Raw genomic sequence first — 26,111 nt, 5'->3', positions numbered from 1 at the left:
GGCTACTTAAAGCAGCCGGCCACGGCGGCCGTACCCATTATTTCTGACTTTTAGCAAGGGTTGCCGTATGGGAAGATTTGCTGCTTTTAATTTAGCTACCAGCAGCCTGTTAACTTGCCGGAAAATTGAATAACTAGTTTACAATCCATGCACCGCGTCTCTGCTCTAACCTTAATTTGCTTTTTTGCTGCTGTTATCACCTCGTTCGGGCAAAAGCTACAGCCCGGTTTTAACAAGCAGGAGTTGCTCGAAATGATGTATTTGTCGGCCCAGCATGCCGATACGGTTCATTACAAAAATATTCCCAAACCGGAAAAATTTAAGATTGTGTACCGCTCCCCAACCATGGGCCTGCTGAATAAATGGGATTTGGCTATCAGTAAAGATGCGGTGGCTGCCATTAGTGTGCGGGGTACCACCCGGAGTTCGGTAAGCTGGCTCGAAAATTTTTATTCGGCCATGGTACCGGCTACCGGGCAGCTTACCTTGTCTAAAGATTTTACTTTTAACTACAAGCTGGCTCATAACCCCCGGGCGGCGGTGCACGTGGGTTGGCTGTTGGGTACGGCGGCGCTGTCGCGCGATATTCTGGCTAAAATAGATTCGTGCACCCAGGCCGGTATCCGCGACTTTATAGTAGTGGGCCATAGCCAGGGCGGTGCCATTGCTTATTTATTAACCGCTTACCTGCGGCAACTACAGCAGGAAAATAGAATAGCCCAAAATATCCGGTTCAAAACTTATTGCATTGCGGCTCCTAAACCAGGGAACCTCTATTTTGCCTACGATTACGAAGTGGCAACCGCCTATGGCTGGGCCTTTAATATTATCAATACCGCCGACTGGGTACCCGAAACCCCGGTCAGCATCCAGACTATTAATGATTTTAACCCGCTGAACCCGTTTCGGGATGCCCGGGGCGTGATTAAAAAGCAAAAGTTTCCGCAGAATATTGCCTTAAATTATGCCTTTAACCAACTGGATAAACCTACCCGCAAAGCCTTGCGCAAAAACCAGAAATATTTAGGTACCATGGCGGGTAAGTTTGTGCAAAAGCAACTGCCGGGCTTTGTACCGCCCGCGTATTATCCATCGGCTAATTACATGCGGGCCGGTAATTATATTATCCTGCCGGCCGATGAAGCTTACTACAAGGTTTACCCCAACTCCAGCGAAAATGTGTTTACGCACCATTTACTGGGCGCTTATTTGTACCTGGCCCGGAAGCTGCCCGTCCCCTGATTTTACCAGGTTAGAATAATAACTTGTAACCCCAGCCTGAAAATACCGTGAAATATAGCTTCGCTCTGCCAGTGGGTAAGAGCTTTAACTATTTTACCTGTTAATATATTGCTATGAAAGTATTATTTGTAATGACCTCACATGACCAGTTAGGAGATACCGGTAAAAAAACGGGTTTCTGGATAGAAGAGTTTGCGGCTCCGTATTATAAACTGGCCGATGCGGGCGTGGATATTACCATTGCTTCGCCCAAAGGCGGGCAGCCCCCCATCGACCCGAAAAGCGAAGAACCCGATGCCCAAACCGAAGCAACCAAGCGGTATTACCAGGATAAAGCGCTGCAGGAGAAACTAAGCCGGACTAAGAAACTAAGCGAAGTAAAAGCGGCCGACTTTGACGCCGTATTTTACCCCGGCGGCCACGGCCCTTTGTGGGACTTAGCCACCGACCAGGACTCGATAAAGCTGATTGAGGAATTTTATCAGCAGCAAAAGCCGGTAGCGGCCGTTTGCCACGGACCGGCGGTACTGACCCGGGCCAAAGCGCCTACCGGCGAGCCGCTGGTGAAAGGGAAGAAAGTAGCCGGTTTTACCAACTCCGAAGAGGCCGCCGTGCAATTAACCAATATTGTGCCTTTTCTGGTGGAAGATAAACTAAAGGCATTGGGTGGCAACTACTCCAAAGGCGCTGACTGGGCGCCTTACGTGGTAACCGATGATTTACTCATCACCGGCCAGAACCCGGCTTCGTCGGAACCAGCCGCGGAAGCGCTATTGAAAATGCTGCATTAATATTTATTTAAATTATTTAATCCCGGAACGGCTGCTGTTAATAAGCGCCGTTCCGGGTTTTTAATTTATTCTTTTACCGGGGTGGGTACCGGGATTGGTTGGGGAGTAGCGGTTGAGTCGGAGGCTGGCGTGGTAGCCGGGGCCGGAACTACTACCGGGGTCGAAGGCTGGGTTTTAACTTTTTTAGCCTTCGGGGCTTTTTTAATTTCCCGCTTTAAAGCCAGCAACGATACGCCCATGTACACATTGGCGCCATAAGGCTTGCCCACATTAAGCGCACCGCCAATATTATCAGAACCAATAAAGAACGAGCCTAATTTAACCATCGCGCCTACCCCAAATACCGAGTAGTTATTGTGTAACGATATGGGCATAGCCAGTTCCAGCATTTTGTACTCCAGGCGGGGTGTTAGGGCCAGTAAAGAATTTTGCCGCATGGCTACCGCGGTTTTGCCCCGCAGGCTTTGTATCCAGGTAGTGCTTACATATAACCGCGAAGTTATCCTGGTATCCAGGTTAATATTTAAAGTGGTAGGCAAACCGGTCCGGAAAGAATTGCGAATATCCGATGGTTGAATGCCAAACGACTCGTTCAGTACCTCGGTTGCATCTTCGGGCTTTTCTAAGTCCTCAAAATCACGGAAATCAATTTCTACCCGCTGCCGGCTTATATCTAAACTATGAACGTCTGGCGATTTATAGCGTACCCCACCAACATCCATTAAGGAAATGCCTAACCGGTACTTGTATTTATTTTTCCGGTGATTCAGGTACTGCACACTGTCGATGGTGTATTTATAATTATCTATCTGCGGGCGGTATTCATACGTGAAACCCAAATCCATGCCCCAGCCTTTGCCTAGTGCGCCGCCATTTGTCAGCCATTTACCCATGTTCCGGGCAAGTTCAACGGGGTCGTCTGTGTTAGTGATTTCTTCAATCGAAAAATCATCGTTGGTTACGTAGCCATACCGGGTATTTATATTTTCTATCTCCAGTACATTATAAGGTTCGGCGTTGGCATCGGTTCTTTCGGTTAGCTTAAACCGCAAGTCTTCGTTTACCAGGTAAGAAGAATATATACCCGTTACGCGTTTAACATTCAGGCCACCTTTTAGTACGTGTTTACCCGTGTTATATAACTCGCGTCCGTAAGCCAGGCCATATTCCTGGTTTAAATTCCCGTTTAAGCTAAACTCATTGCCATCGTTCACTTTATTCAGCAGATCATCGGTTTCTTTCGTGTCTATTAACTTGGCCAGGTTTTCCGAAATATTATTTCCTTGGAAAGCGCCTCGCACCGGGGTTGTGAACGCCAGACTGTGCTTTGGGCTCAGCGTAACCATAAAAGAAGGCCCCCGGAAATCCATGGAAGTAGTAAACATTTTGGGCTTACCGTTAAAATTCTCTTCCAGATACGTATCATCAAATTCCCCATCATTTCTTAACATTTTGATGATAGAGTTGGGCGCATTGTAGCGCATATAGTTATTAGATAGGTTTACGTCAAAAGCCACCAGGTTTAACTGAAAGCCCAGCCGGGAATCGACAATACTCGCCGGATTCATGGGCAAGCCGTTTATACCGGCAAAGTTGCTATTGGCAACCCCCAATAATTGTTGTGCTTTTAACTGGCCGCACACGGCCATTGCTACAAACGTAGTCAGGAGTAAGTTTTTTTTCATGCAAATAGGTAATAATTGAGAAAAGGATAAAAGATAGAAGTTTGATTATTTTTATGGTAATAGGCTTTGGAAAAGAGGTTTATTGCTCTTAATAAGCTGGTTTTAATCTATTTTGATATTGGTTTACAAAGTATAATATAATTAATATGTAAAAATAGAAGGAAATTTAATATTTATAAATACCCAGAAGTAGGTATTTTTTTAAGGTTATAATAAATGGGCAATTTTATTTTTCCGGGAAAATGCCAGCTAATTGGAATGGAGCCGAATTGGTATTGAAAACGAAAAAAAGGCGGGAGATAATTTACTGTGCTAGGCTGATTTTTGCAGCACCCAGGTTGTCATGGCGCGTTGTTCTTCTACCAGTAAGGTTTTAAGCGGTTCCAGGCGTTGGGCACCTAAAGTAATTTCCAGGTTTAGGAGTAAAGAAGCATCGGCCAGAAACCAGTTTTTGCCGTGGGACATTTGGTAAAAGTAATCGTGCAAATGCGGTAGTTTGTTTTCCAGTCCAATGGTAGTGCTTAAGCGGCAAAACAGCATGCCACCCGGTTGTAGTACGCGCCAGAGTTCCTGTACCATCTTGCGGAAGTGCGCTTCGCTGCGGGCAAAATGCAGCACGGCACTACACAATACCACCCCAAACTGGTTATCTGTAAAAGGCATATTATTTAAATCGGCAACGATAAAATTAGTGGGTGGTAAGTGCGGGGCCAGGAGCGCCGCCCGTTCTTGTACTTGCCGAATCGCTTCGGCATCCTGATCGATGCCGAAAACCGGCAGGCCAGCCTGTAGCAGGTATTGGATATTGCGCCCGTTGCCGCAGCCGGCGTCCAGTAACTGGGTATATTCCTTAATGCGGCCTTTCAGCAACTGGTCGAACAGGTAAATATCTAAATTACCGAAAATATTGCGCAAAGAGGAGGGAGCCGGTACCATAACGTAAAAAGGTGCTGCTTGCTTAAAATTTAAAATGAAGGGTAATATAAGTGCTGAAAAGATACTTTAATTAAATTTAGCCTTTGATTTATTTTTTCCTCTTAAACGTTTCTGCTTGCGTATTCTGTTTGTTTGTAGCCGTAACCAGTGGCGCAGCCCTACCGCCGAGACGGTGTTCCGGCACTATCCGGGCTGGCAGGTAAAATCGGCCGGAACTGCTGCCGGTGCCCGCCGCCAGGTTAGCGGCAACTGCTAAACTGGGCCGATGTTATTTTCGTGATGGAAAAGAAGCACCAGCAACGGTTGCAGCAAGCATTTGGGGACGTGCTGCGAAATCGTAAAATTATGGTACTCTTTATCCCGGATAATTACTGTTACATGGACCCTGAGTTAGTAGAACTTCTGAAAGATGCCGTAAACGCATTGCTGCCGCCATCTCCAACGCCGCCCATTGTTGCTGACCCGGCTGCCCGCCGTCATGCGGATGAAAATTACAATGATTAAATAGCTTTAACCTTGAAAAGCAAAAGCTCGTTTTAGTCTTTTACACCTAAAAACAAACAAAGCTATGATACAAACCCGTGGATACGCGGCGCAAGACGCAGTTACCCCTTTAGGGCCATTTAATTTTGCGCGCCGTGCGGTGGGCGCACACGATGTACTGATTGATATTTTATACTGCGGTGTCTGCCACTCCGATTTGCACCAGGCCCGGAATGAATGGGGCGGTTCTATTTACCCCATGGTGCCGGGACACGAAATTGTGGGCCGCATCAGCCAGGTAGGCGACCAGGTAACCAAATTTAAGGTAGGGGATATTGGCGGTGTGGGCTGCTTTGTAGATTCGTGCCGGACTTGCCACAGTTGCCAGGAAGGCCTGGAGCAATATTGCGAGGTGCACAACGTGGGCACTTACAACAGCTACGAACGGGATGGCAAAACGCCTACGTACGGCGGCTACTCCTCGCAAATTGTAGTCGACGAAAAATATACTCTTAAAGTAGCCCCGGATCAGGATTTAAGCCGCATAGCACCCTTGCTTTGTGCCGGCATTACTACTTATTCGCCGTTGCGGAAGTGGCAGGTTGGCCAGGGGCATAAACTAGGCGTAGTCGGTTTAGGCGGCCTGGGGCACATGGGCGTAAAGCTGGGCGCTTCGATGGGCGCTGAAGTAACCGTGCTGAGCACCTCCCCCAATAAAGAAGCCGATGCCCGCGCGCTGGGAGCCCATAAGTTTATCGTTACCCGCGACGAAGCCCAACTGAAAGAGCACCGGAATTATTTCGATTTTATTCTGGATACGGTATCGGCGCCGCACAACCTGGATATGTATTTGAGTTTGCTGCGCCGCGATGGCACCATGATTTTAGTAGGCGCACCGCCGGAGCCAGCCCCCGTTTCAGGCTTTAGTTTGATTTCCCGGCGCAAGCGCCTGGTGGGGTCGATGATTGGCGGTATTCCCGAAACCCAGGAAATGCTGGACTACTGTGCCCAGCATAGTATTTTATCGGATGTAGAAGTAATTCCGATTAATCAGATTAACGAAGCCTACGAACGAATGCTGCGCAGCGATGTAAAATACCGCTTTGTTATTGATATGGCTTCGCTGTAGTATTATAATCAGTTTATTATGGAAGAGAGCCAGTTTTTAAAACTGGCTCTCTTTTTATGCTGACGGGTGGGTTTATACCAGTACTATTTCAGAACTACGTTTTCTGAACATTTTTTCGGAAAGTTAAGCTATTATGTACTTAGAAGATTTCGCCCATTCAGGGCTATTTTCGTAGTACTTTTACGCAGGGCTGCACCCTGCGCTGGGTTATGCCGCCCTTTCAGGGCTGGCGCGGGGAACTGGAAATGGCGGCTGCAGTATTGTTTATTGGGGATTAAGGTAAGATTTTATAAATCCGGATGCGCTCGTCTTTATGTACGCGCGGGTTGAGTTGGTGTAATACCTGGTCGTAAAGGGAGGGCGCAATGGTTTTTTCTAACTGAAGATGGGGATAGAGTTGTCGTACACGTTGCAGGCGCTTCTCTAAATCATCCTGGCCCACTATTATTAAATAATGGGGCGTATAGGCAGGTAATATTTCGGCTTGCAGTTGGTACAGTGGTTTTTCGTCGTTTAAGCTGTAAACCATAACAAAGTTTGGGGGCAGGGGCATACCGTTCTTATATGGCTGCCATTTATTTTTCGGATCGTCGGCAAAATCTTCGGCCTGGGCGCTCATCCGGCCCAGGTAAAACAAAGGCGGCATTTTCAGGCTATGGTCGCCGAATTCCAGTAAAACACCGGACAAAGCCGGCTTCTCCGATAAATATACCAGCGGCGCAATGCGACTTTTCTTAGAATAGGTAAAGGCCAGCGCGAAAGCCGTTATAATATTCAGGAGCCAGAAAAAACTCCAACTGGCGGCCAGCAATTTGCGCTGTTTTTGCCAGAACCGTGATTGTCGCACAAAACTCTGCCAGCCAATTACACCCAAAATCATAAAAAGTGGGTACAACGGCAAAATAAAGCGTTCCTGCTTGTTCGGAAACAGCGAATGCGCTACAAAAAACAACAAGCCGCCTAAGAATAACATGGGCGCCAACCGGGCCGTACGGGCGTAACCAACCAGCAGAAATACGCTCAGGGGTGGCACCATAAAGCCGAGCAGCGTTAATAAAAACCGGTAAGATGGCCCCGTGCTGAAATTCCGGGCATTTTCGGTGTTGTATAAAAAATAAGTAACCACCGAGTGGAAAGGATAATCGAAAAAAATTAAATCGATGGTGCCTTGAATAAGCGTGGCTAACAGCAAAAAGCCCAGGCTGAAAAATAAAAGGTTACGCCACTGCTTGTTATACAATAAAACCAGCCCGATACCCCCGGCAAACAAAACCGAGTGGTACCGGAAAACAAAAGCCAGCGCAAACAATGCTCCCGCCCAGAAATAACGGTTTCCTTTGGCATTTTCCGGCTGCTTTACCAGCAAATAAAAGCCGGCCAGGTAAGGGGGGATACAAACCATTTCTACCAGGTTCCGCACACTCATAAACGGCATAAACCACACCAGTGCCAGCATCAGACCCACAATCCGGGCCTCGCGCTTATCGGCCAGCACTTCGGTTATCTTGTACCCGAAGTATACGATTAACAAAGAATATAAGCCGTGCAGCAGCCGTACCAGCAGCATCTTGGTATCGGGCTGGGTTATTCCTAACTGCTCCAGTACATAAAAAAGGCCGTAGTGAATGCCGGCATACAACATACTGTGGCGGGGCGGCAAGCCTTCGTTTAGCCAAACCGGAATGCCGTATACCCAATTCTGGGCAATCGAGATTACATCAAAATGATCGTCGTGGTAAGCAAATCCTTTGGAGAAGAAAGCCGCCACCAGGCGTATGCCCAAGGCAATTATTAAAATTACGGTCAGGGAAATATAATACCGGTTGTGGATGCCAACCTGATCGGGCGTGGAGATTAGTTGGTCTTTATTGAGGCTGGTGGATGACTGCATGTTTTTTACCACAGGTATTAACAATATCAGTTCCCGGATAAGGGAAAGAGCGCCGCAAATTTATTCTATTTCGGGTTAATCTTCGTTATAACCTAATTTTTTTACCGTCTGTTTGGGTTAAATCCAATTTTTTATTCTCGCAAATAATATATTTCGCCACCCAAACGGCTGTTTTAACCTGCCTGCTCTCGCTAGATTTACAGAAATAGCATACACCAGAAATTTATAAGTGATTAGATTTGCATCTGCCTATAACAGCGCCAACGCGCCGTATTTACCTGGCGCTTTTTACCTGATTGGGGAAGATGAAAATAAACACCAATACCTGGAACAAATGCCGGTATACCTTGTACAGTCCTTTTTACAATTTAATAAGCCGCGTTTTCTTACAATCGCGGCAAAAGGCGATTGGTTTGCTGGCTGTTAAACCCGGCGAGAAAGTGCTGTTGATAGGGGCTGGTACCGGCCTCGATTTAGATTTTTTGCCCCCAACAGCTTTGATAACGGCTACCGATATTACGCCGGCTATGGTGGCCCGGCTAATCCGGCGCGGTGCCCGGCTGCAACTACCGGTAAATGCGCAGGTAATGGATGGGCAGTGCCTAACCCTGCCCGATAATGCTTTCGATAAAATAGTACTGCACCTGATTCTGGCTGTTATTCCGGACCCGGTGCGGTGTTTACAGGAAGCCGAAAGGGTACTGAAACCGGGCGGGCAAATAGTGGTTTTCGATAAATTTCTGCAACCGGGGCACCAGGTGGGCTTTTTCCGGCGGGTAGCTAATTTCCTGACTAATTTTTTGTTTAGTAATATTACCCGGCGTTTCGAAAACATCGTAGCCCAAACTAACCTGAAAGTATCGCTGGATCAGCCGGCTAATTTTGGCGGAAATTTCCGGATAATCTTGCTGCAGAAGTAACGTTTATCAGTCTTTCAGCTGGCACACCGGACAGGAACCGGTTAAATGACAGGCGGCTTTTCTTCGAGGTACAGCATATTTTCCCGGATAGTTTCGGCCGAGAGCACTTCTAACTGCGGTTCAGGTTTAGATAAATTTAAAATATAGCCAACGTGGCCGTGCAGGTTAACTAAGTCGTGGGTAATGCATAGGATGAGTTTATTTTTTTGCACAGTCCAATCCGTCAGCAAGTTAAACACGCGCTTTTTGTGATAAATATCCAGTTGCTGGGTAGGTTCATCCAGGAGGCAGATAGCGGCATCCTGCAGCATGAGCTGGGCCAGCCACACCATTTGCTGTTCGCCCCCCGATAGCTCGGTAAACTCCCGGTCCAGCAGATGCGGTATTTCTAAATTATTTAATAGTTGCTGTACGGTTTCGTAATCCTGCGCCGAATATTGCTCGAAAAAACGCTTGTGCCGGAAAAGCCCCATAACCACCAGGTCGCGTACTTTAACCGGAAAGGCCACCATGTTTTTTTGGGGCAGGTAAGAAAGTAAACCAGTAGCGGCTGGGTTAGAAAGGTGGTGTAACGATTGGTCGTTCAGAAGCACCTCGCCCTGGTAAGGCAAAGTACGGGTTAAAACTTTAAAAAAAGTAGATTTGCCGGCCCCGTTATGCCCTACCACTGCTACAAAAGCCGGTGCCTGCACCTTAAAAAAAAGGTTGCGGATAAGAACACGCCGTTCGTATCCCGCAACCAGATTTTTTACTGTTAACGTAATCAAATTAGAAATTATGAATTAAAAATTAAAAGTGAAGTAATTTCTAATTCACTATTTCTAATCTTTAATTCATAATCAAATTTTAATATTCGTCCTCATTAAACATGAAGTCTTCCTTGGTTGGATAGTCTGGCCAAACTTCCTCAATATTTTCATAAGGTTGTCCGTCATCTTCCAGAGCTTGCAGGTTTTCTACTACCTCCATGGGAGCGCCTGAACGAATTGAGTAATCTATCAACTCGTCTTTCGTTGCTGGCCAAGGGGCATCTTCCAGGTATGAGGCTAATTCCAGTGTCCAATACATATCATTTTCTCCTTAAGTGACTTTAATAACAGGTTGCAAAATTTAAAAAAAAAATATCAAAAGCAAATATTAATTTCTTTAAATATAGATGCTTTTGGTATTTTAAACAAACAACGAATAAATTGCCGTAAATGTTTGATGCTAAATTAATTTTTCGGACTTCAGCCGCTTAGTCCAGTACGTAATGCAAACCCAGCTGTACCCCTCCAAAAATATTGTAGCGTAAAGTGTACTTATCAAAATCATAGGCGCTGGTAGTGGTTTCGGTATCGCGGATGTCGGTAAAACCGTAATTAAAGCGCACGTTGGCCGATACATACAGGTTATCTTTTACATCTTTTTCCAGGCCCAACCCCAGTACCGCCATGGGCGCAATGGCACTAAAACCACCGGCATCTTTAAACAACGGGTCGCCTTTTTCTTTTTTGGCGAGCGTATATTCACCTTGCAGGGTGCGATCGTTCAGGGCAATGGCTTCCGGAAACTCATTTACCTCTTCGCCTTTTATTAAGAAACCAACTTGGGGCCCGACGTGTACATTAAACCGGGTGGCATCGCCGGTGGTAAATTTAAACAGCAGGGGTATCTGCAAGTAAGTTAAATTTATTCTTTTTTCGCCCAGTTCCAGGCCCGTACCATCGCCGTTTTCGGTGAGCGTATAGTTTTGCCCTTGCTGCGACAAATAAGCTTCCAGTTGCACATCGTGCCGGTCGTTAAACTTATAACCCGCTACCAGGCCTACGGGCGCCCATTTAATGGTGGTTTTGTACTTAAAATGCTCGTTATTCTGCGCGTCGTTGTCTACCTTAATCCAGGTGTTATTTACGGCAGTAGTTATACCAAAATGGAAATTGCCCTTCGGTATGCGAACCTGCATTTGGTTCGTCAGCGAATCGGTCTGGGCTTGTGCCTGCCACGAACAAGCTAAAATGCCCAGCAGGAAAAAAGAAAGCTTAAATTTTTTCATGGTGTAAATAGTATGCAAGACAAAGCAGTTTTTAGTGGCAATTGTCGGATAAATAATTTACAACTACTCGTTACCGGCTACCTGTTTATTTTTAATTAAATCTATCAGTTCCTGCTTGGTTTTAATCTTGCGGTTAAAGCCTCTTATTTTGCTTTGCAGCATGTTCCGGAAAGTTTCGTTGCCCGGTGTATCGGCCAGCTTGCCCAAATTGGTTTCCAGCACTTCCAACTCTTGCCTATCCGATTTAATAAAATCTTTCAGCGCATTTACCCGCGCTGTAACCTGCTCGTTGGGCGCAATTTTAGCCCCCATATTCCGCTTACGCAGGTAATGCTCCAGGCTGCTCAGTTCAAAAACCTTATCGCAGGCAATAATAAAGCGCTCCCACAACCGGTCCGATTCTTCGCCTTTTACCGGGCCTACGGTTTTCCAGGCCGCCTGCAGCTCTTTGGCGCGCGGCACTGCTTTTTGTACTTCCACGTTTACCAAACCTTCGGCTTCTTCTACCAAAGCGCGTTTTTTCGCCAGGTTATCCTCAAAATATTTTTCTTTCGATTCGGTTTTGGTCTGCGTTATCCGGTTTTTCAGGCGCTCAAAAAAGTGGTTGTTGGCTTTCCGGAAACGGTTCCAAAGGTCGTTGGTCGTTTTGCGGGGTAAATTGCCGCCTACCTGTTTCCAGGCGGTCTGGTATTCTTTCAGCTTCGCGGTGGCTACGTCCCAATCCTCGGAGTTCTGAATGGCTTCGGCTTTGGCTATCAGGTCGCGGTATTTATCGATGGTGCGGTTTACCAGGCTTTGCTTGTCTTCGTAAAATTCTTTCTTGCGCGTAAAAAAGGTTTCTACGGCGTTGCGGAACCGCTCTTCAATTTCGTCGGCAATAGCCTTGTCTACCGGGCCGGTTTTAATCCAGTTCTGGCGCAGTTCTTTTAGCTTTTCGGTGGTGCCTTTCCAGTCGATGCTGTCCTGCAGTTCTTCGGCTTCGGTTATCAGGGCTACTTTGGCGTTCAGGTTTTTATCGCGGTTGCGACTGATAGAAGCCTTAATTTCGTTTTCGGCTTGCGAAAGTTGGTTGTAAATAGCTTCAAAGTCGCCGAGCGCATCGTATTTTTCTACCTGCTCCTTCAGGTGCATTACCTTCATCAGGAAAGAACCTTTGTTTTCCGATTCTTCAATTTTTTTCAGCAGCGCGTTAACCTTCTCCCGAAACATTTCGAAACGATAGGCAAAATATTGCAACGACTCTTCCTCCACCTCTTTTACTTCGCCAACCTTACGGGTCGGATAATTCATGAAGGGTTTCAGCCATATTTCGTTATTCTGAACATAACCAAATTGGCGGGCCTCTTCCAGATAGTCTTTATTTTCCATTTACCGGATGTAAAAAAATTTTACAAGTTTACTACTTTCTACTATTCCAAAAATCGATTGCGCCTGTTTTTTATGATATTTGTACAGGAATTTTTATAAAATATAGGCCTTAAAATATACTTAATGCAGATTAAAAAGTTTTTTAAACTCGCGTAGATGCTTCTTTCCTAGTCCGAAGTATCTTAATTTTGTGCGCCAACCTCAACCAATTAATATATTTTAAAAATTGTTTTGTGCTGTGGCTTATTATTTTAGCCGCAGAACTACTCAATTGGTTAGGCCCGGATAAACGAATATTGTACGAAGAAAACGACTATGAGCGAAACCATTATTTTTTCGATGGCCGGCGTAAGTAAAATTTACCCGCCCCAGAAACAGGTATTAAAAAATATTTATCTTTCCTTTTTTTACGGCGCCAAAATTGGTGTGCTTGGTCTTAATGGTTCCGGTAAATCGAGCCTGCTAAAAGTTATTGCCGGCGTAGACAAAGCTTTTCAGGGCGAAGTTGCTTTTTCGCCGGGCTACTCGGTAGGTTATCTGGAGCAGGAACCCCAATTGGACCCAACCAAAACGGTGAAGGAAATTGTAGAAGAAGGCGTAGCCGAGGTAGTGGCGCTCCTGAAAGAGTTCGATGAAATAAACGAAGCCTTTGCCGACCCTGATGCCGACTATGACAAACTTTTAACCCGCCAGGGCGAAGTACAGGAAAAACTGGACCATTATAACGCCTGGGAACTGGATAATAAACTGGAGCGCGCGATGGATGCCCTGCGTACCCCACCCGGCGAAGCCATTGTGGGCAATCTATCGGGTGGTGAAAAGCGCCGCGTGGCCTTGTGCCGTTTGTTGTTGCAGGAGCCGGATGTATTATTATTGGATGAGCCTACCAACCACCTGGATGCCGAATCGGTACTATGGCTGGAACAGCACTTGCAGCAGTACAAAGGCACCGTAATTGCTGTAACCCACGACCGCTACTTCCTGGACAACGTAGCCGGCTGGATTCTGGAACTCGACCGCGGCGAAGGCATTCCGTGGAAAGGTAATTATTCGAGCTGGCTGGAGCAGAAAGCTGCCCGTTTAGCCAAAGAAGAAAAACAAGAAAGCAAGCGTCAAAAAACCTTACAGCGTGAACTGGAATGGGCCCGGATGTCGCCGAAAGCCCGGCAAGCCAAATCGAAAGCCCGTTTGGGTAACTACGAGAAAATGGCCAGCGAGGACGCCCGCGAAAAAGAACAGAAACTGGAATTATTTATTCCGGATGGTCCGCGTTTAGGTAATGTGGTAATCGAAGCCGAGAACCTGGGCAAAGCTTTCGGCGATAAATTATTATTTGAGAATTTAACTTTCTCGCTGCCGCCAGCTGGTATTGTGGGAATTATTGGCCCCAACGGTGCGGGTAAATCTACCTTATTCCGGTTATTAACTGGGCGCGAGAAACCCGATGCCGGTAATATTACTGTAGGCCCAACCGTAGAAATTGCGTACGTCGATCAGCAGCACGAATCTTTAGACCCTAATAAATCGGTGTTCGAAACCATCTCGGGCGGTACCGAAACCATGCTGCTGGCCAACCGCCAGATTAACTCGCGGGCTTACGTAAGCAAGTTTAACTTTGGCGGCTCCGACCAGGAGAAAAAAGTGGGCGTATTATCGGGTGGCGAGCGCAATCGCGTACATTTGGCCATGACCTTAAAACAAGGCGCCAATTTATTGTTGCTAGATGAGCCCACGAACGATTTGGACGTAAATGCCATCCGGGCCTTAGAAGATGCGCTGGATAACTTTGCCGGTTGTGCCGTGGTTATTTCCCACGACCGTTGGTTCCTGGATAGAATTGCTACCCACATTCTGGCTTTTGAAGGCGAATCGCAGGTGTTTTGGTTTGAGGGTAACTTCTCGGATTATGAAGAAGCCAAACGCAAACGCCTCGGCGATGTAGAACCTAAGCGCATTCGGTACAAAAAACTGGTAGATTAAAGCAGGATTTTCGCAAATTAATTTTTAAACATTGTAAATCCTCCCCCTTGCCCCCTCCAAAGGGGGACTTTCAATAATTTTGCGAAAGTCCTTTAAAAGTTAATATTTAAAGAGAAAGGCAGCCGTAAAGCTGCCTTTTTTATTGCCGGTGGTTTTAGCAATTACCCAAAATGGCTATTAAAAATTGGCCAAGAGAGCAAGAACTTATAAACATCAAAAGAACAGTAAACCACTGGGCAGTGCTTCATTTATCGCATTAAACCGGTTTATTACTAAAATTCTAAAAATGAGGCTTTAAATCCGGTGAGCGAACGAATAAATTAATCGCTTTAGCTAGTTTGGTTATAAATATTTAAAATATTTAATTTTTTTGGACAGAGATTTAAACTTATTCAAAGTCGCACCATCTAAAAACAACACCAGCCAAAATATGAGGTGTTAAATCTATCATAGATGAAACCAAAACATTTACTCGTTCTCCTATTTTCCTTCCTTAGTCTGCCGGGTTTTTCCCAGACTTTTCCGGTTACCGGTAAAGTAACCGATGCCAAAGACAATTCGGCACTACCGGGAGCTACGGTAATGCTTATCCGGCTGCCCGATTCCGCACGGAGTGTTTCTATCACCGATAACCAGGGTACTTTTAATTTTCAACCGGCCGCGGGCCAATATTTGCTGCGGGCGAGCTTTCTGGGTTTTCAGACGCTGCAACGGCGCGTGGTAGTTGCCGATAAGCCAATTGCCTTGGGTAATTTAGCTTTACAGGTAAATACTACTGCCTTAAAGGAAGTACAGATAACCGAAAGAGTACCAACAGCAGTGCAGAAAGGCGATACCACCGAGTTTAATGCCAAGGCCATGAAAGTAAACACCGATGCCAACTCCGATGAACTCGTGGAGAAAGTACCGGGGGTGGTGATTCAGGACGGCAAAGTAACGGCCCGGGGCCAGGACGTAAAAAAAGTACGGGTAGATGGCAAAGAATTTTTTGGCGATGACGCGATGGCTACCCTTAAGAATTTGCCGGCCGATGTGGTAGATAAAATTCAGTTGGTAGAAGAGCAAAGCGAGCAATCGCGCTTATCGGGTATAGACGATGGTAACCGCAACATGACCATGAATATTGTGACGCGACCCGACCGCCGCAACGGTACTTTTGGCCGGGTAATGGCCGGAGCCGGTACCGATGAACGCTACCAGGCCGGTGGTACCATTAATATATTTAAACCCAAGCGGCGGGTTACCTTCTTAGGTGGCACCAATAACATAAACCAGCAAGGCTTTGGCATGGAAGATTTCTTAGGTGGCGGTTTTGGCGGCGGCCGTGGTAACCGGGGTAGTGGCGGTTTTGGGGGTAGCGGTATTACCACAACCCATAATGCCGGTATTAATTACTCCGAAGAATGGGGTAAGAAAATTACTTTAAGTGCATCTTACTTTGGTAACTACACCGATAATGTTGGTTATACCAGCTCGTATTTAAGTTATTTTCAGCCGGAATTAGAAAAGAAAAGCGAGGCTTATGAAACGGAGGAGTATGGCCGAAGCAATACGAATCACCGCCTGAATGCCCGTTTTGAATATAAAATAGATTCGGCCAATACTTTATTTGTTCAGCCCAGGTTAAGTTTTCAGTTGAACAATGGCTTTTCTAATGCCGCCGATTCAGTTAATTATCTTGCCAGCCCGGTTAGTAAATCGGGAAATAACACGAGTAATGATTTAGCTGGCTATAATCTGGGTACCGAAGTTATTTACCGGCACCAATTTGCAAAGCGCGGACGGAGTGCCTCGGTGGGGGTAAACTTGTCGTCGAATGAAAACAACAGCGATACCTATACTACCCTGGATGGCGAAACGTATAATTTCAGAACAGGTGAGATAACTTACATAGATACCGACCGCTTCATGGACCGGGAAAGCCAGGGCTTTAATATGGGTACTAACCTGTCTTACATTGAGCCACTTACCAAAACCAGCAATATCAGCCTGAATTATAATTACAATATAAACCAAAACGATTCGGATACCCGGACTTATGATTATTCAGAAGCCGATCAGGCTTATACTTCCTTAAACAGATCGGTTTCCAATACGTTTAATAACAACAGTTTCTCGCACCAGGCGGGTTTGGGATATAACTACTTTAATGCTAAAGTAAATTTTAATGCCCGGGCCTCTTACCAGTATTCAGAACTGGATAACCAACGACTACTCCCTACAGAACGCCAAATGACTAAGGGGTTTGTTCGGTTCATTCCTTATGCCAGTTTTCAATACCGCTTTACCCGGTCTAAAAACCTGCGTATTTTCTACAATGGCAATACCCAAAATCCATCGCTGGATCAAATGCAGGACGTACTGGATAAAACCAATCCTTTAGCCTTACGAATTGGTAACCCCGACTTAGACCAGGCTTACCAGAATTTCCTGAACTTTCGTTATACGGCCGCCAACACCGAAAAATCAACCACGTTTATAGCCAATATTAGCGGTTCGCTTACGCAAGACCAAATTGTAAATAATCGTTTTGTTAATAATACCAACGATACCATATTCACCATTGGTAATTTCTTTGCGGATACGCTGATTAACCGGGCCTCGCTTTCGCGGGCCGAAAACCTGAACGGTAATTACAGTCTGCGTTCTTTTGTGAGTTATAGCCTGCCCTTAAAATTTATTAAGTCAAATCTTAATTTCGATCTTTCTGCCAATATTAGCCGTACGCCGGGTATTACCACCCCAATTAACGTAGGAGAGCCGATTAAATCAATTAACACCTTTTCCTATTCTCAGAATTATGGTGCCGGCGTTACCTTATCAAGTAATATTAGCCAGAATTTAGATTTTAATATTTCTACCCGGGGTAATTACAGTTATGCTTATAATACCTTAAGTTCAAGCCAGAAAAACACCTATTATAACCAATTCAGCCGGGTTCGTTTTAATTGGGTAATTTACAAAGGTGTTGTCTTCAATACCGATTTTACCCACCGCTTGAATACCACGGTAGTAGAAGGGGGTAGTAATATTAATTACCTGATGTGGAATATGAGCATTGGTAAAAAGCTGTTTAAAAAGCAGAACGGCGATATCCGGTTATCGGTTTACGATGCTTTGCGCCAGAACCAAGGCTTCCAGCAAAATGTAAATAATAATTATTTACAAGAAACGCAAAGCGTGGTACTGCAGCGTTATTTAATGCTAACCTTTACTTACAACATCCGCAAATTTGGTAATGGTAGTGGCAACGCACCGGCGCCTGGGGAGCGAGACGGCATGCGCGAAAGAGGCCGGTTTGGCCCGGGCGGACCAGGCGGAGGTCCAGGTGGTGGCGGCTGGAATGGCGGCGGCCGCGACCGCGGAGAATTTTAATCAACAGAAGAACAAAACAAATTATTGTGAAACAAAAAGGCAGCCAGTTAAGCTGCCTTTTTGTTTTGTAAGTGTGAAGTAAAGCTGTTTTATTTGTCAGCCTTTACTGCAAGCTTAGGTTACGGTGCTATTAAAATAACTTTAATTGTCGGATACTCGTCTGCTCAAATAATTTTGCTTTTGTTTTATGAGAAAGATTTTCCTGCTTTTTGTTTTGTGTAGTATTGGGTTTAATGCCTGGGCGCAGCGCCAGGTAGCAGGCAGGGTTTTAGATAGCCAGTTGCGGCAGCCATTGGTAGGTGCTTCGGTCGGCATACTAAATACCGGTGCGGGTACTATTACCGACGAAGGTGGCCGTTTCACGCTCACTGTTCCTTCCGAAACCGACAGCCTGGTTGTTTCGATGATTGGCTACCAGATGCGCAGTGTAAAATTACCCCGAACCGAACGGGATATTACCATATTGCTGCAAACCACCAACGCGCTCCTGGCCGAAGTTAAAGTAACCGGTTACGAAACCAACCGCCCCCTGATGGAAACGGCCGGGGCTATTGGCGTGCTCCAGGCCCGCGATATCAACCGTTTTAATACGACTACGCTGGTGCCGGCCTTAAATATGGTGCCGGGGGTACGCATGGAAGAACGGGCCACCGCCAGTTACCGGCTCTCAATAAGGGGCAGCAGTTTGCGGGCTCCTTTCGGGGTACGCAATGTAAAATTATACCTGAACGAAATTCCGCTGGTAGAAGCCAACGGTACTATTCCGCTGAATTTATTAGATGCCGCTACCATTGGCCGCATGGAAGTAATTAAAGGACCGGCCGGCAGCACCTACGGGGCCGGCACCGGCGGCACCGTGTTACTGGAAACACTACGGGCACCAGCCGGCGAAACCAGTACCGAAGTAGGCGCCATGGTAGGTTCGTTTGGCTTGCGCCGCTACAATGCCACAGTAGCCACCGGCTCCGATAAAGCCAGTTTCCTGGTGCGGTACACTAAACAACAACTGGAAGGCTACCGCCAGCAAAGCGCCATGGACCGCGATGTGTTGTTAATCTCCGGCCAGTTGTATCCTTCCGATAAGCAAACTTTTTCTTTCCACGGGTATTATTCTGATTTGTATTACGAGTTGCCCGGCGCGCTTACCCGCGAACAGTACGCCGCAAATCCGCGGCAGGCCCGCCAACTTAACATCGATCAGAATGCCTCGCTGAACCTAAACGGGGTAAATATTGGCCTGAATCACAAATACGATTTTAGTCCGCAGGTGAGCAACAGTACTTCGGTTTTTGGGGTGTTTAGTTTCCTGAACCACCCTTTTACGAACGACTACGAACGCAACACCAACCAGGCTTTTGGCGGCCGTACCAAAACTACTTACAAAGCAGTTATTGGTGGGGTAGGTACCCGCTTTATGCTGGGCGGCGAGTGGCAGCGCAGCTTTGTAAACTCCCGCCACTACCAAAATATTAAAGGCATATCGGGTAAGTTGAATTTCGACGACGAGGTTACGCTGGAGCAGGGTTTTGTTTTTGCCCAGGCCGAAGCCGATTTACCGAAGAACTTTATTTTTACCTTGGGAGCCAGCCTGAACGATATGCAGTACCGGCTGGACCGGGTTACCGGCCCGGGACAAACTAATATTATGGAGAACCGCCGTCAGTTTGATCCGCAGTTCTCGCCGCGGGTAGGTTTGGTAAAAGTATTTTCGCCGCAGCTCGCCGCGCACGGCAGCATTAGTTCCGGCTTTTCGCCGCCCACCGATGCCGAAATCCGGCCCTCGGATGCCAGCTTCAATACCAGTTTAAATCCCGAACAAGGGGTTAACTACGAGGTAGGCCTACGCGGAAATTTATTTAACGAGAAGTTTACGTTTGACTTAACCGGTTTCCAGTTCCAGCTAAACGAAACCATTGTGAGCCGCGCTACTTCTACGGGCGTAGTGGTGTTTAACAATGCCGGCGCTACGGACCAGAAGGGCGTAGAAGCAGCCGTTTCGTATAATATTATTCAGGCGCCCACGCTGCCCGTTTCGCTGTTAAAAGCCTGGAGCACCTACGCCTACAGCCACTTCCGTTTCCAGGATTACCAACGCGACGATCAGGATTACTCCGGCAATGAACTGACCGGTACACCGCCGCACGTGCTTACGGCCGGCCTGGATGCCGAAAGCCGCCTGGGCTTTTACCTGAATATTACAGGTAACTACACCTCGCGCCTGCCGCTGAACGATGCCAATACGGTTTACGCCGATGAATTTGTGTTGCTGGGTGCCCGCGCCGGTTTTAAAAGAAAATTAAGTCAGCACTGGCAAACCGAAATTTACGGCGGCGTAGACAATGTCCTGGATGAAACCTATAGCCTCGGCAATGATTTGAATGGTTTTGGTAACCGGTATTTTCAGGCTGCGCCGGGCCGTAATTATTACACTGGGTTGCAGGTAAAATATTTGTTTTGGGCAAGATAGATTCACAAAGCTAAGTGCTTTTTAGCAATTATTGCGCGTCCTGATTATTAAGAGGGTACTGGTATTATCATCTATAATCTTACAGGTTGGGGAATCATCTGGGATAGGGTTGGAAGCGGGAGAGAACATGCACTTTAACCTTTCCTTTTCATCCAGCGGCATCACTTGTTTATGCTGCGGTGTAGTTATTATTAACCCCACTCCGGAAATAAATAATAATATTTTTTACTTTACCGGAAAGATACTGCCATAGGGTTGTCAGTAGAAGTGGCTTTCTTTGCTTCATAAAAGCAATAAAAACTATGGATGTAATTAAAATGTTCTCGAAAGAGCTGGAGCAGGAAGCTCAAACCACCCGCAAAATGTTAGCGCTCGTACCCAACGACAAATACGATTGGCAGCCGCACCCCAAAAGCATGACCATTAAACGGCTGGCGACCCACATTGCCGAATTACCTTCGTGGGTAACCATGGCGCTTACCACCGATGAGCTGGATTTTGCGAATAACCCCTACCAACCCGTAAATATTAACAACACCGATGAGTTACTGGCCTACTTTGAGCAGTCTTTGGCCGACGGTAAAGCTTCTTTGGCCCAGGCTACCGAAGAACCATTGGAGCAACCCTGGACGCTCCGCAACGGCGACGAAATTTACAGTACTACTTCCAAAGCCGAAGTAATCCGGATGGCTTTTAGCCAGATTATTCACCACCGGGCCCAATTAGGCGTGTACCTGCGGTTGCTGAATATACCCATACCGGGCAGTTACGGACCAAGTGCCGATGAAATGAATTTTTAAAATTATAAAAGGCTGCCCTCATTAAAGGCAGCCTTTTTCTTTCTATCCTGAGCCCGAAAAGGACCGGCCTAAATAACCAGATTAGCTATGCAAGATTGGGTTCTGGAATTTCTTTCCCCTGTAATACTTTTATAGCTACCTTTATTGAATACTCATTCCGGAAATTCTGCACTATGTTCGAAGTTGCTTTAGAAAAAATGAGCCAGTTTACCCGCCCACTGCATTCCATTGCCAGAACCTACGGCGGATTGGTTTTGCCCGGCACGGCTACTTTCTTTTTTGTGAACGACCAGGGCGTTGCTATTACGTGTAAGCATGTAGCCGATATGATACCGGCCGCCGAGAACATAAATGCAACCTATGTAAAATTTAAAGCTGAGCGCGATAGGCTGGCGCGCGATGGTAAGTTTAATAAATATCTGCAGGGGCTGGAGCTCCGGTATAAGTACGGCAAAGAAATGACTGTGCAGCTAAAACATAACTTTTTAAACTGCTTCGATAAGCTCGAACAGATTGTTTGCCACGTGCATCCCACGTTAGATTTGGCTATTCTGGAGTTTAAAGGCTTTAACCAGGTGCTCTATAATTCGCACGCCACGTTTGTAAAAGACAGCAGCCGTATAAAGCAAGGGAAATATTTGTGCCGGGTGGGCTACCCGTTTCCGGAGTTTAATAATTTCCAACACAACCCCGCCACCGATGATATAGAATGGACCTCTACCGGCCACCAGACTTCGCCCACCTTCCCGATTGACGGTATTATTACCCGTTTTTTGGGCGACCCCAACCAGGGCATTACCGGTATTGAGATGAGTACCCCAGGCCTGAAAGGCCAGAGTGGCGGCCCACTATTCGATACGGAGGGCAGAATTTACGGCATGCAGTTCGCCACCAATCATTTGCACCTGGGTTTTGATATAAAGGAAAGAGAAATAATAAACGAGGGCAAAAAGACCAAAGTATCTAACTACCCTTTCCTGCACGTGGGCTTATGCGTACACGTAGATAAAATTAAAGAATTTTTAACCCAGCACCAGATTAGCTTCAGCGAGGCCGATTAATATTCCCGACGACACCGGTTTTATCAGGAGCGCAAATATAAAATTAGTTCTTATACCTTGACAGGCTGGCCTTTTTCGGCGGCTTCGTAAATCGCCATCATCAGTTTTACATCCCGCAAGCCTTCTTTGCCGGGGGTTTTAGGAGTTTTGTTTTCCAGGATGCATTCGGAGAAATGATCGATTTCGGCGGCAAAATGGTTGTTGCCTTTTAGTTTTATTTCTTCGGTTCCTTCTTCGGTTTTAAGCGTAAGGTAATGCTCGTTGTAATCGGTGGCGGGGTCGAGGGTAATATTGCCGGCAGAGCCGAAAGCCTGAAAGCGTTTGGTTTCGAAAAAGCTGTAGCTGGAACTGCAATTGGCCAATACACCGCCCGGAAAGCGTAAACTGAACGTAATATTTTCTTCTACTTCTTTAAAACGCGGGTCGCCGGGTGTGTTATGCATCATCGCTGAAACTTCTACGGGTTCTTCGCCGGTTAAATAGCGGCAAGCCTGCAAACTGTAAATGCCAATATCCATAAGCGAGCCGCCGCCGGCCAGCTTTTTATCAGCGCGCCACTTATCTTCCGGCTTGTCGGGTTTTAAGGGGCGGCCGTGGTCAGAGGTAATCAGTTTTAAATCGCCAATTTTACCTTCCCGGATTAATTCTATGCATTTCAGGTTGTAGGTTTCGTACTGTGCGCGGTACCCAATCATGAGCTGTTTGCCGGCTTGTTGGCAGGCCTCTATCATTTTCTGGCAATCTGCTACATTGGTAGCCATGGGCTTTTCGCACATAATATGCTTGCCCGCCTGGGTTCCTCTCACCGTAAATTCGGCGTGCAGGCTGTTGGGCAGTACAATGTAAATAACATCTACCGCGGGGTTATCTTTTAAAGTATCGTAGTTCTGGTAGTTGTAAATATTCGGGGTGTTCAGGCCGTATTCGGCGGCAACTTGGGCAGCTTTCTCCGGCGAGCCGCTTACCAAAGCCACCAGTTCAGAATATTTACAATCTTTAAAAGCCGGTATTAATTGTTCGGTGGCGAATTTTCCTAAGCCTACAATGGCCCAGCCCAGTTTTTTGTTTTCCATAGTTTTCTTCTTGTAGTTACCAGCAGGGGAGCCAGGCACAGCGTTTCTGAAAACGGAATAAAGAACGCTTAGTTACAACCCCGCCAGGCAGGGTATTTTAATATTGCTGTAGGCAGGTAGATGAGCAGCCCAAGTGATCAAACGGAGTCTGCGGCCTTGAACAAACTTAGACAGGAACTAACGGTTAGCGTCTTTACATTAAAAGATGTAGTCTTTTAAAGAATAAGCACAAAATGATTTACTATAAAGAGATAAGAATTGCCGAATGAGGAAGGCAATTGAGAGTGAAGGGTGAAATTGAATGCGATAAGGAGCGAAAAGATGAAATAAAAAAAATCCTTACCAGTTTCGAGTTGGTAAGGATTCAGGCATTTTTCTGGCTTTTCTGTTCATACTAGCTGGTTATTTCAAATCTTTAAAATAACCGATAGTTGAATCAGAAGAGATTTTTACGAGGAAGTTTTCTTTGTCGTTTCTCAGGTTTACAAAATAAGCTTCGTCAGTACCAGTGTATTTGATGATTTCGCCCATTTGGTATCCCGGATAATTTTTAATTAAGGCTTTGATAGCGGCCGGCGATAAGGTGGTAATCTCTACCAATTGGGTAGTTGCTACATACTCATTCAAGCGGTTGTAAAAAGCAGTTGTCTGAACGCCGTCTTTCACAAAAGTAGCTTTCTTAAATCTTGGAGAGGAAGACCATACCACGTTTTCGGCATCGGCAAGCTCGCTCGAATATTTAACTTTAGCGGGAGCATTGTTTTTAGCTTCTTTTCCTTCGTCGTTAACGGTTTTGGCAAATGTGCCTATCGATAACCCTGTCATCAATAAGGCGGTGTAAATAACTTTTTTCATAATGTTAAATTTATTTTCGTTACAAATATAGGTTGTTTATTACGTAGTGGTCAAATATTAGGCCAGTTATTTGAATATAATTTAAAATAAATCGAAATTGTTTAATAAAATAATAAAATTGACGTCTTTAATTACATGCTCCTGAATTGAACATCGTTTTCACCGTATATTTTCTAATTTTATTATTAGGCGGTAGATGATTTGGGGTAAAAAAATGGTGAAATTGAATATATTTAAAAATACAAATTGTATTTAGCTTATATTTTGCAAGAAATGCAGTTAAATCGGGTTTATGAAACTGCCATTCACGCTAAGTTCCTGGTAGAAAAGTAGCGCCGGCAGCTTTAACAGCAATTAAGTGTCATAATTCCGGCCTGCGGGTTGCCAACCTGGGCAATTGGAACGCTGATTAACCTGGGTTGCCGTAGTGCCGCCGGGTTAAATTCTTGATTTAATCTTTTACCTTTGCGGCAGATTAGACAAGAGGCACGAAGACTTTAAGCAACGCTGTAGAAGCCTGTACTGGAAAAATATACCTGACGCCGGAAATGGCGCTTACCGGCTTACCTTCGTCAATCCTGAAATATTCATGAAGACAATCCGCTTTTTTTTATTAGTCTGTCTGTTGGGAATATCGGCCAAACAAACAAAGGCCTGGGCCCAGGCACCAACCAAACTTCAGTTGGGCAGCTCGGTTAGTACCAGTTTATCTTATACCGGCCTGAGCGTTTCGGCCGGATTGGGCGTTAAATGGAATAACCTGGCGCTCTTGTTGGGGCCGCGGTTTCTCCTAACCGATAGCTACCGCCTGGCTTCCGGCCCCTGGGGAGGCGCGGCGGCATTCTATTATTACACCTCATTTTCCGCCAGTCGGCGTTTACAGGGTTTTGCCAATCTCGATTACCAGAATTCTTTTCAGCGACCTTACTGCCCTACCGGTGATTGCCGTGGCAAGCGTAATACTACCCAGGAAGTAAGCCTGGGTTATGGGTTGCAATACGGCTTATCTACCCGGTTGTCGGTATTTAATGCCATTAACGTGGGTCTCTACCACGAGTCGGTTGCCAGTCGGTTCCGCGACGATAATTTGCAGGTGCAGGGTTTGAATATGCTGGTAAAATTGGGGCTTGCTTATTATTTTAAGAATGAAGATTAGAAGGCTAAGCTTGTTACTAGCCCTGATTGTGGTGATACTAGCCGGCTGCGAGCAAGTAGAACCAGCTAGCATCCAGAACCTGAACAACGGGAAAATACTGGTAATCGGGCACGGCGGTAGTGGTTTTCAGTCGTACTTTAACCCACTGCCGGCCAATAGCCTGGCTTCTATAAATAGCGCAGTAGCGCGTCTGCACGCCGACGGGGTAGAACTGGACGTGCAACTCACCTCCGATAAAAAACTGGTTTTATACCACGACGAATTTCTGCAAACCCAAACCAACTGCTCGGATTGTATTTCGGGCCTGACTGCGGACGAAGTATTAAAGTGCCGCTATAACCGGGATGTGAGCAATAGGATAAAAGAGCAGGAACCCATTATTACGCTGGAAACAGTGCTGCAAAAATTTGCCGCCTACCCCCAAAAGCCGCTTATTTTTATCGATTGCAAGTTGCTGAATACCTGCAACCCCGCCCAAACGCCCCACCCGGCTGATTTTGCGGAGGCTGTAGCCACGCTGGTTAATAAATATAATGCTTACGCCTGGACACATGTGGAGAGCAGTTCGGTGCCGTTGCTGCAAGCTTTATACGCCCGCGATAGTCGCCTGTGGTTGTCGTTCTACACCCGGAATCCGGCCGCCGATATTCCGGAGGCGGCACGTTTGGGCATTAAGGGTATTACCGTTTTTAACAATGAGATTACCGCCGCGCAAGTGCAGGAAGCTCACCGCCGGGGATTATTTGTAACTTTATTTGGTATTAAATCGCGCAGTGGCTTGGTAAACACCATCCGGAAAAACCCCGATGCCATCCAAACCGATAATATTCCGCTTTTAATAAATATATTACAGGATTAGGGCTC

General features: G+C 46.2%; 22 protein-coding genes. 13 read left to right on the top strand and 9 right to left on the bottom strand.

Annotated elements, in window-relative coordinates:
- Positions 1–147: 147 nt before the first annotated feature.
- On the top strand, positions 148–1,242 hold the full coding sequence (locus tag AAE02nite_RS21495; RefSeq protein WP_146902990.1) for a lipase family protein: 1,095 nt from the start codon (positions 148–150) through the stop codon (positions 1,240–1,242).
- Positions 1,243–1,355: 113 nt separating this feature from the next.
- Positions 1,356–2,033, top strand: a complete 678-nt coding sequence (locus tag AAE02nite_RS21490) for a type 1 glutamine amidotransferase domain-containing protein (RefSeq protein WP_146902987.1) — start codon at positions 1,356–1,358, stop codon at positions 2,031–2,033.
- Between the two features lie 65 nt (positions 2,034–2,098).
- On the opposite strand, the gene AAE02nite_RS21485 is transcribed toward AAE02nite_RS21490, so the two are convergent.
- Together AAE02nite_RS21485 and AAE02nite_RS21480 are read right to left on the bottom strand one after the other, a co-directional pair.
- A complete protein-coding gene (locus tag AAE02nite_RS21485) occupies positions 2,099–3,718 on the bottom strand; it encodes a DUF5723 family protein (protein WP_146902984.1) in 1,620 nt (539 codons plus the stop codon).
- A 312-nt stretch (positions 3,719–4,030) separates the two neighbouring features.
- Positions 4,031–4,654: a class I SAM-dependent methyltransferase gene (locus AAE02nite_RS21480; protein WP_146902980.1), complete on the bottom strand. Its 624-nt coding sequence runs from the start codon at positions 4,652–4,654 to the stop codon at positions 4,031–4,033.
- A gap of 115 nt (positions 4,655–4,769) precedes the next feature.
- Here AAE02nite_RS21480 and AAE02nite_RS26785 point away from each other — a divergent pair, with 115 nt between their 5' ends.
- From AAE02nite_RS26785 to AAE02nite_RS21470, 3 genes are all read left to right on the top strand, one after another.
- A complete protein-coding gene (locus AAE02nite_RS26785; RefSeq protein ID WP_246151215.1) occupies positions 4,770–4,910 on the top strand; it encodes an arsenate reductase/protein-tyrosine-phosphatase family protein in 141 nt (46 codons plus the stop codon).
- Between the two features lie 23 nt (positions 4,911–4,933).
- Complete coding sequence (locus tag AAE02nite_RS26780; RefSeq protein WP_246151214.1) at positions 4,934–5,158, top strand: hypothetical protein; 225 nt, start codon at positions 4,934–4,936, stop codon at positions 5,156–5,158.
- Positions 5,159–5,222: 64 nt separating this feature from the next.
- Entirely contained in the window at positions 5,223–6,266 is a 1,044-nt protein-coding gene (locus AAE02nite_RS21470; protein WP_146902977.1) for an NAD(P)-dependent alcohol dehydrogenase, read from the top strand.
- Between the two features lie 274 nt (positions 6,267–6,540).
- Here AAE02nite_RS21470 and AAE02nite_RS21465 read toward each other — a convergent pair whose 3' ends face one another.
- Positions 6,541–8,157, bottom strand: a complete 1,617-nt coding sequence (locus AAE02nite_RS21465; protein WP_146902974.1) for a glycosyltransferase family 39 protein — start codon at positions 8,155–8,157, stop codon at positions 6,541–6,543.
- Positions 8,158–8,462: 305 nt separating this feature from the next.
- On the opposite strand from AAE02nite_RS21465, the gene AAE02nite_RS21460 reads away from it, so the two are divergent.
- Positions 8,463–9,077 carry a class I SAM-dependent methyltransferase gene (locus AAE02nite_RS21460; protein WP_146902970.1) on the top strand — a complete coding sequence of 205 codons (615 nt, stop codon included), beginning with the start codon at positions 8,463–8,465 and terminating at the stop codon, positions 9,075–9,077.
- Positions 9,078–9,118: 41 nt separating this feature from the next.
- Here AAE02nite_RS21460 and AAE02nite_RS21455 read toward each other — a convergent pair whose 3' ends face one another.
- The 4 genes from AAE02nite_RS21455 to AAE02nite_RS21440 form a co-directional block, all read right to left on the bottom strand.
- A complete protein-coding gene (locus AAE02nite_RS21455; protein WP_246151213.1) occupies positions 9,119–9,844 on the bottom strand; it encodes an ABC transporter ATP-binding protein in 726 nt (241 codons plus the stop codon).
- A 79-nt stretch (positions 9,845–9,923) separates the two neighbouring features.
- Positions 9,924–10,145: a DUF2795 domain-containing protein gene (locus AAE02nite_RS21450; protein ID WP_019948259.1), complete on the bottom strand. Its 222-nt coding sequence runs from the start codon at positions 10,143–10,145 to the stop codon at positions 9,924–9,926.
- Between the two features lie 169 nt (positions 10,146–10,314).
- Positions 10,315–11,112 carry a porin family protein gene (locus AAE02nite_RS21445; RefSeq protein WP_146902967.1) on the bottom strand — a complete coding sequence of 266 codons (798 nt, stop codon included), beginning with the start codon at positions 11,110–11,112 and terminating at the stop codon, positions 10,315–10,317.
- A 63-nt stretch (positions 11,113–11,175) separates the two neighbouring features.
- A complete protein-coding gene (locus tag AAE02nite_RS21440; protein WP_146902963.1) occupies positions 11,176–12,480 on the bottom strand; it encodes a DUF349 domain-containing protein in 1,305 nt (434 codons plus the stop codon).
- A 315-nt stretch (positions 12,481–12,795) separates the two neighbouring features.
- Here AAE02nite_RS21440 and ettA point away from each other — a divergent pair, with 315 nt between their 5' ends.
- From ettA to AAE02nite_RS21415, 5 genes are all read left to right on the top strand, one after another.
- Positions 12,796–14,460 carry an energy-dependent translational throttle protein EttA gene (gene ettA / locus AAE02nite_RS21435; RefSeq protein WP_146902961.1) on the top strand — a complete coding sequence of 555 codons (1,665 nt, stop codon included), beginning with the start codon at positions 12,796–12,798 and terminating at the stop codon, positions 14,458–14,460.
- Positions 14,461–14,913: 453 nt separating this feature from the next.
- Entirely contained in the window at positions 14,914–17,835 is a 2,922-nt protein-coding gene (locus tag AAE02nite_RS21430) for a TonB-dependent receptor (RefSeq protein ID WP_146902957.1), read from the top strand.
- A 187-nt stretch (positions 17,836–18,022) separates the two neighbouring features.
- On the top strand, positions 18,023–20,302 hold the full coding sequence (locus tag AAE02nite_RS21425; protein WP_146902954.1) for a TonB-dependent receptor: 2,280 nt from the start codon (positions 18,023–18,025) through the stop codon (positions 20,300–20,302).
- 302 nt (positions 20,303–20,604) lie between these two features.
- Complete coding sequence (locus AAE02nite_RS21420; RefSeq protein ID WP_146902951.1) at positions 20,605–21,102, top strand: DinB family protein; 498 nt, start codon at positions 20,605–20,607, stop codon at positions 21,100–21,102.
- 173 nt (positions 21,103–21,275) lie between these two features.
- On the top strand, positions 21,276–22,163 hold the full coding sequence (locus tag AAE02nite_RS21415; protein WP_146902948.1) for a S1 family peptidase: 888 nt from the start codon (positions 21,276–21,278) through the stop codon (positions 22,161–22,163).
- A 50-nt stretch (positions 22,164–22,213) separates the two neighbouring features.
- Here the strand turns inward: AAE02nite_RS21415 and AAE02nite_RS21410 are convergent, their stop codons facing one another.
- Positions 22,214–23,236, bottom strand: coding sequence for a Gfo/Idh/MocA family protein (locus AAE02nite_RS21410; protein ID WP_146902944.1), 1,023 nt, complete (start codon positions 23,234–23,236; stop codon positions 22,214–22,216).
- A gap of 402 nt (positions 23,237–23,638) precedes the next feature.
- Positions 23,639–24,091, bottom strand: coding sequence for a hypothetical protein (locus AAE02nite_RS21405; protein ID WP_146902942.1), 453 nt, complete (start codon positions 24,089–24,091; stop codon positions 23,639–23,641).
- Positions 24,092–24,680: 589 nt separating this feature from the next.
- Between AAE02nite_RS21405 and AAE02nite_RS21400 the strand changes: the two genes are divergently transcribed.
- Together AAE02nite_RS21400 and AAE02nite_RS21395 are read left to right on the top strand one after the other, a co-directional pair.
- Positions 24,681–25,247: a hypothetical protein gene (locus tag AAE02nite_RS21400; RefSeq protein WP_146902940.1), complete on the top strand. Its 567-nt coding sequence runs from the start codon at positions 24,681–24,683 to the stop codon at positions 25,245–25,247.
- The gene (locus tag AAE02nite_RS21395; RefSeq protein WP_146902938.1) at positions 25,237–26,106 is read left to right on the top strand and encodes a glycerophosphodiester phosphodiesterase; all 870 of its coding nucleotides are present in this window, start codon (positions 25,237–25,239) and stop codon (positions 26,104–26,106) included. The genes AAE02nite_RS21400 and AAE02nite_RS21395 overlap by 11 nt, the downstream gene beginning before the upstream one ends.
- Positions 26,107–26,111 lie beyond the last annotated feature (5 nt).

This window comes from Adhaeribacter aerolatus, assembly GCF_007991635.1.
In the GTDB taxonomy this organism is placed as follows: Bacteria; Bacteroidota; Bacteroidia; order Cytophagales; family Hymenobacteraceae; genus Adhaeribacter; species Adhaeribacter aerolatus.
Note: the sequence above shows the minus strand (reverse complement) of the source record. Positions and strands in the feature narration are given on the sequence as shown.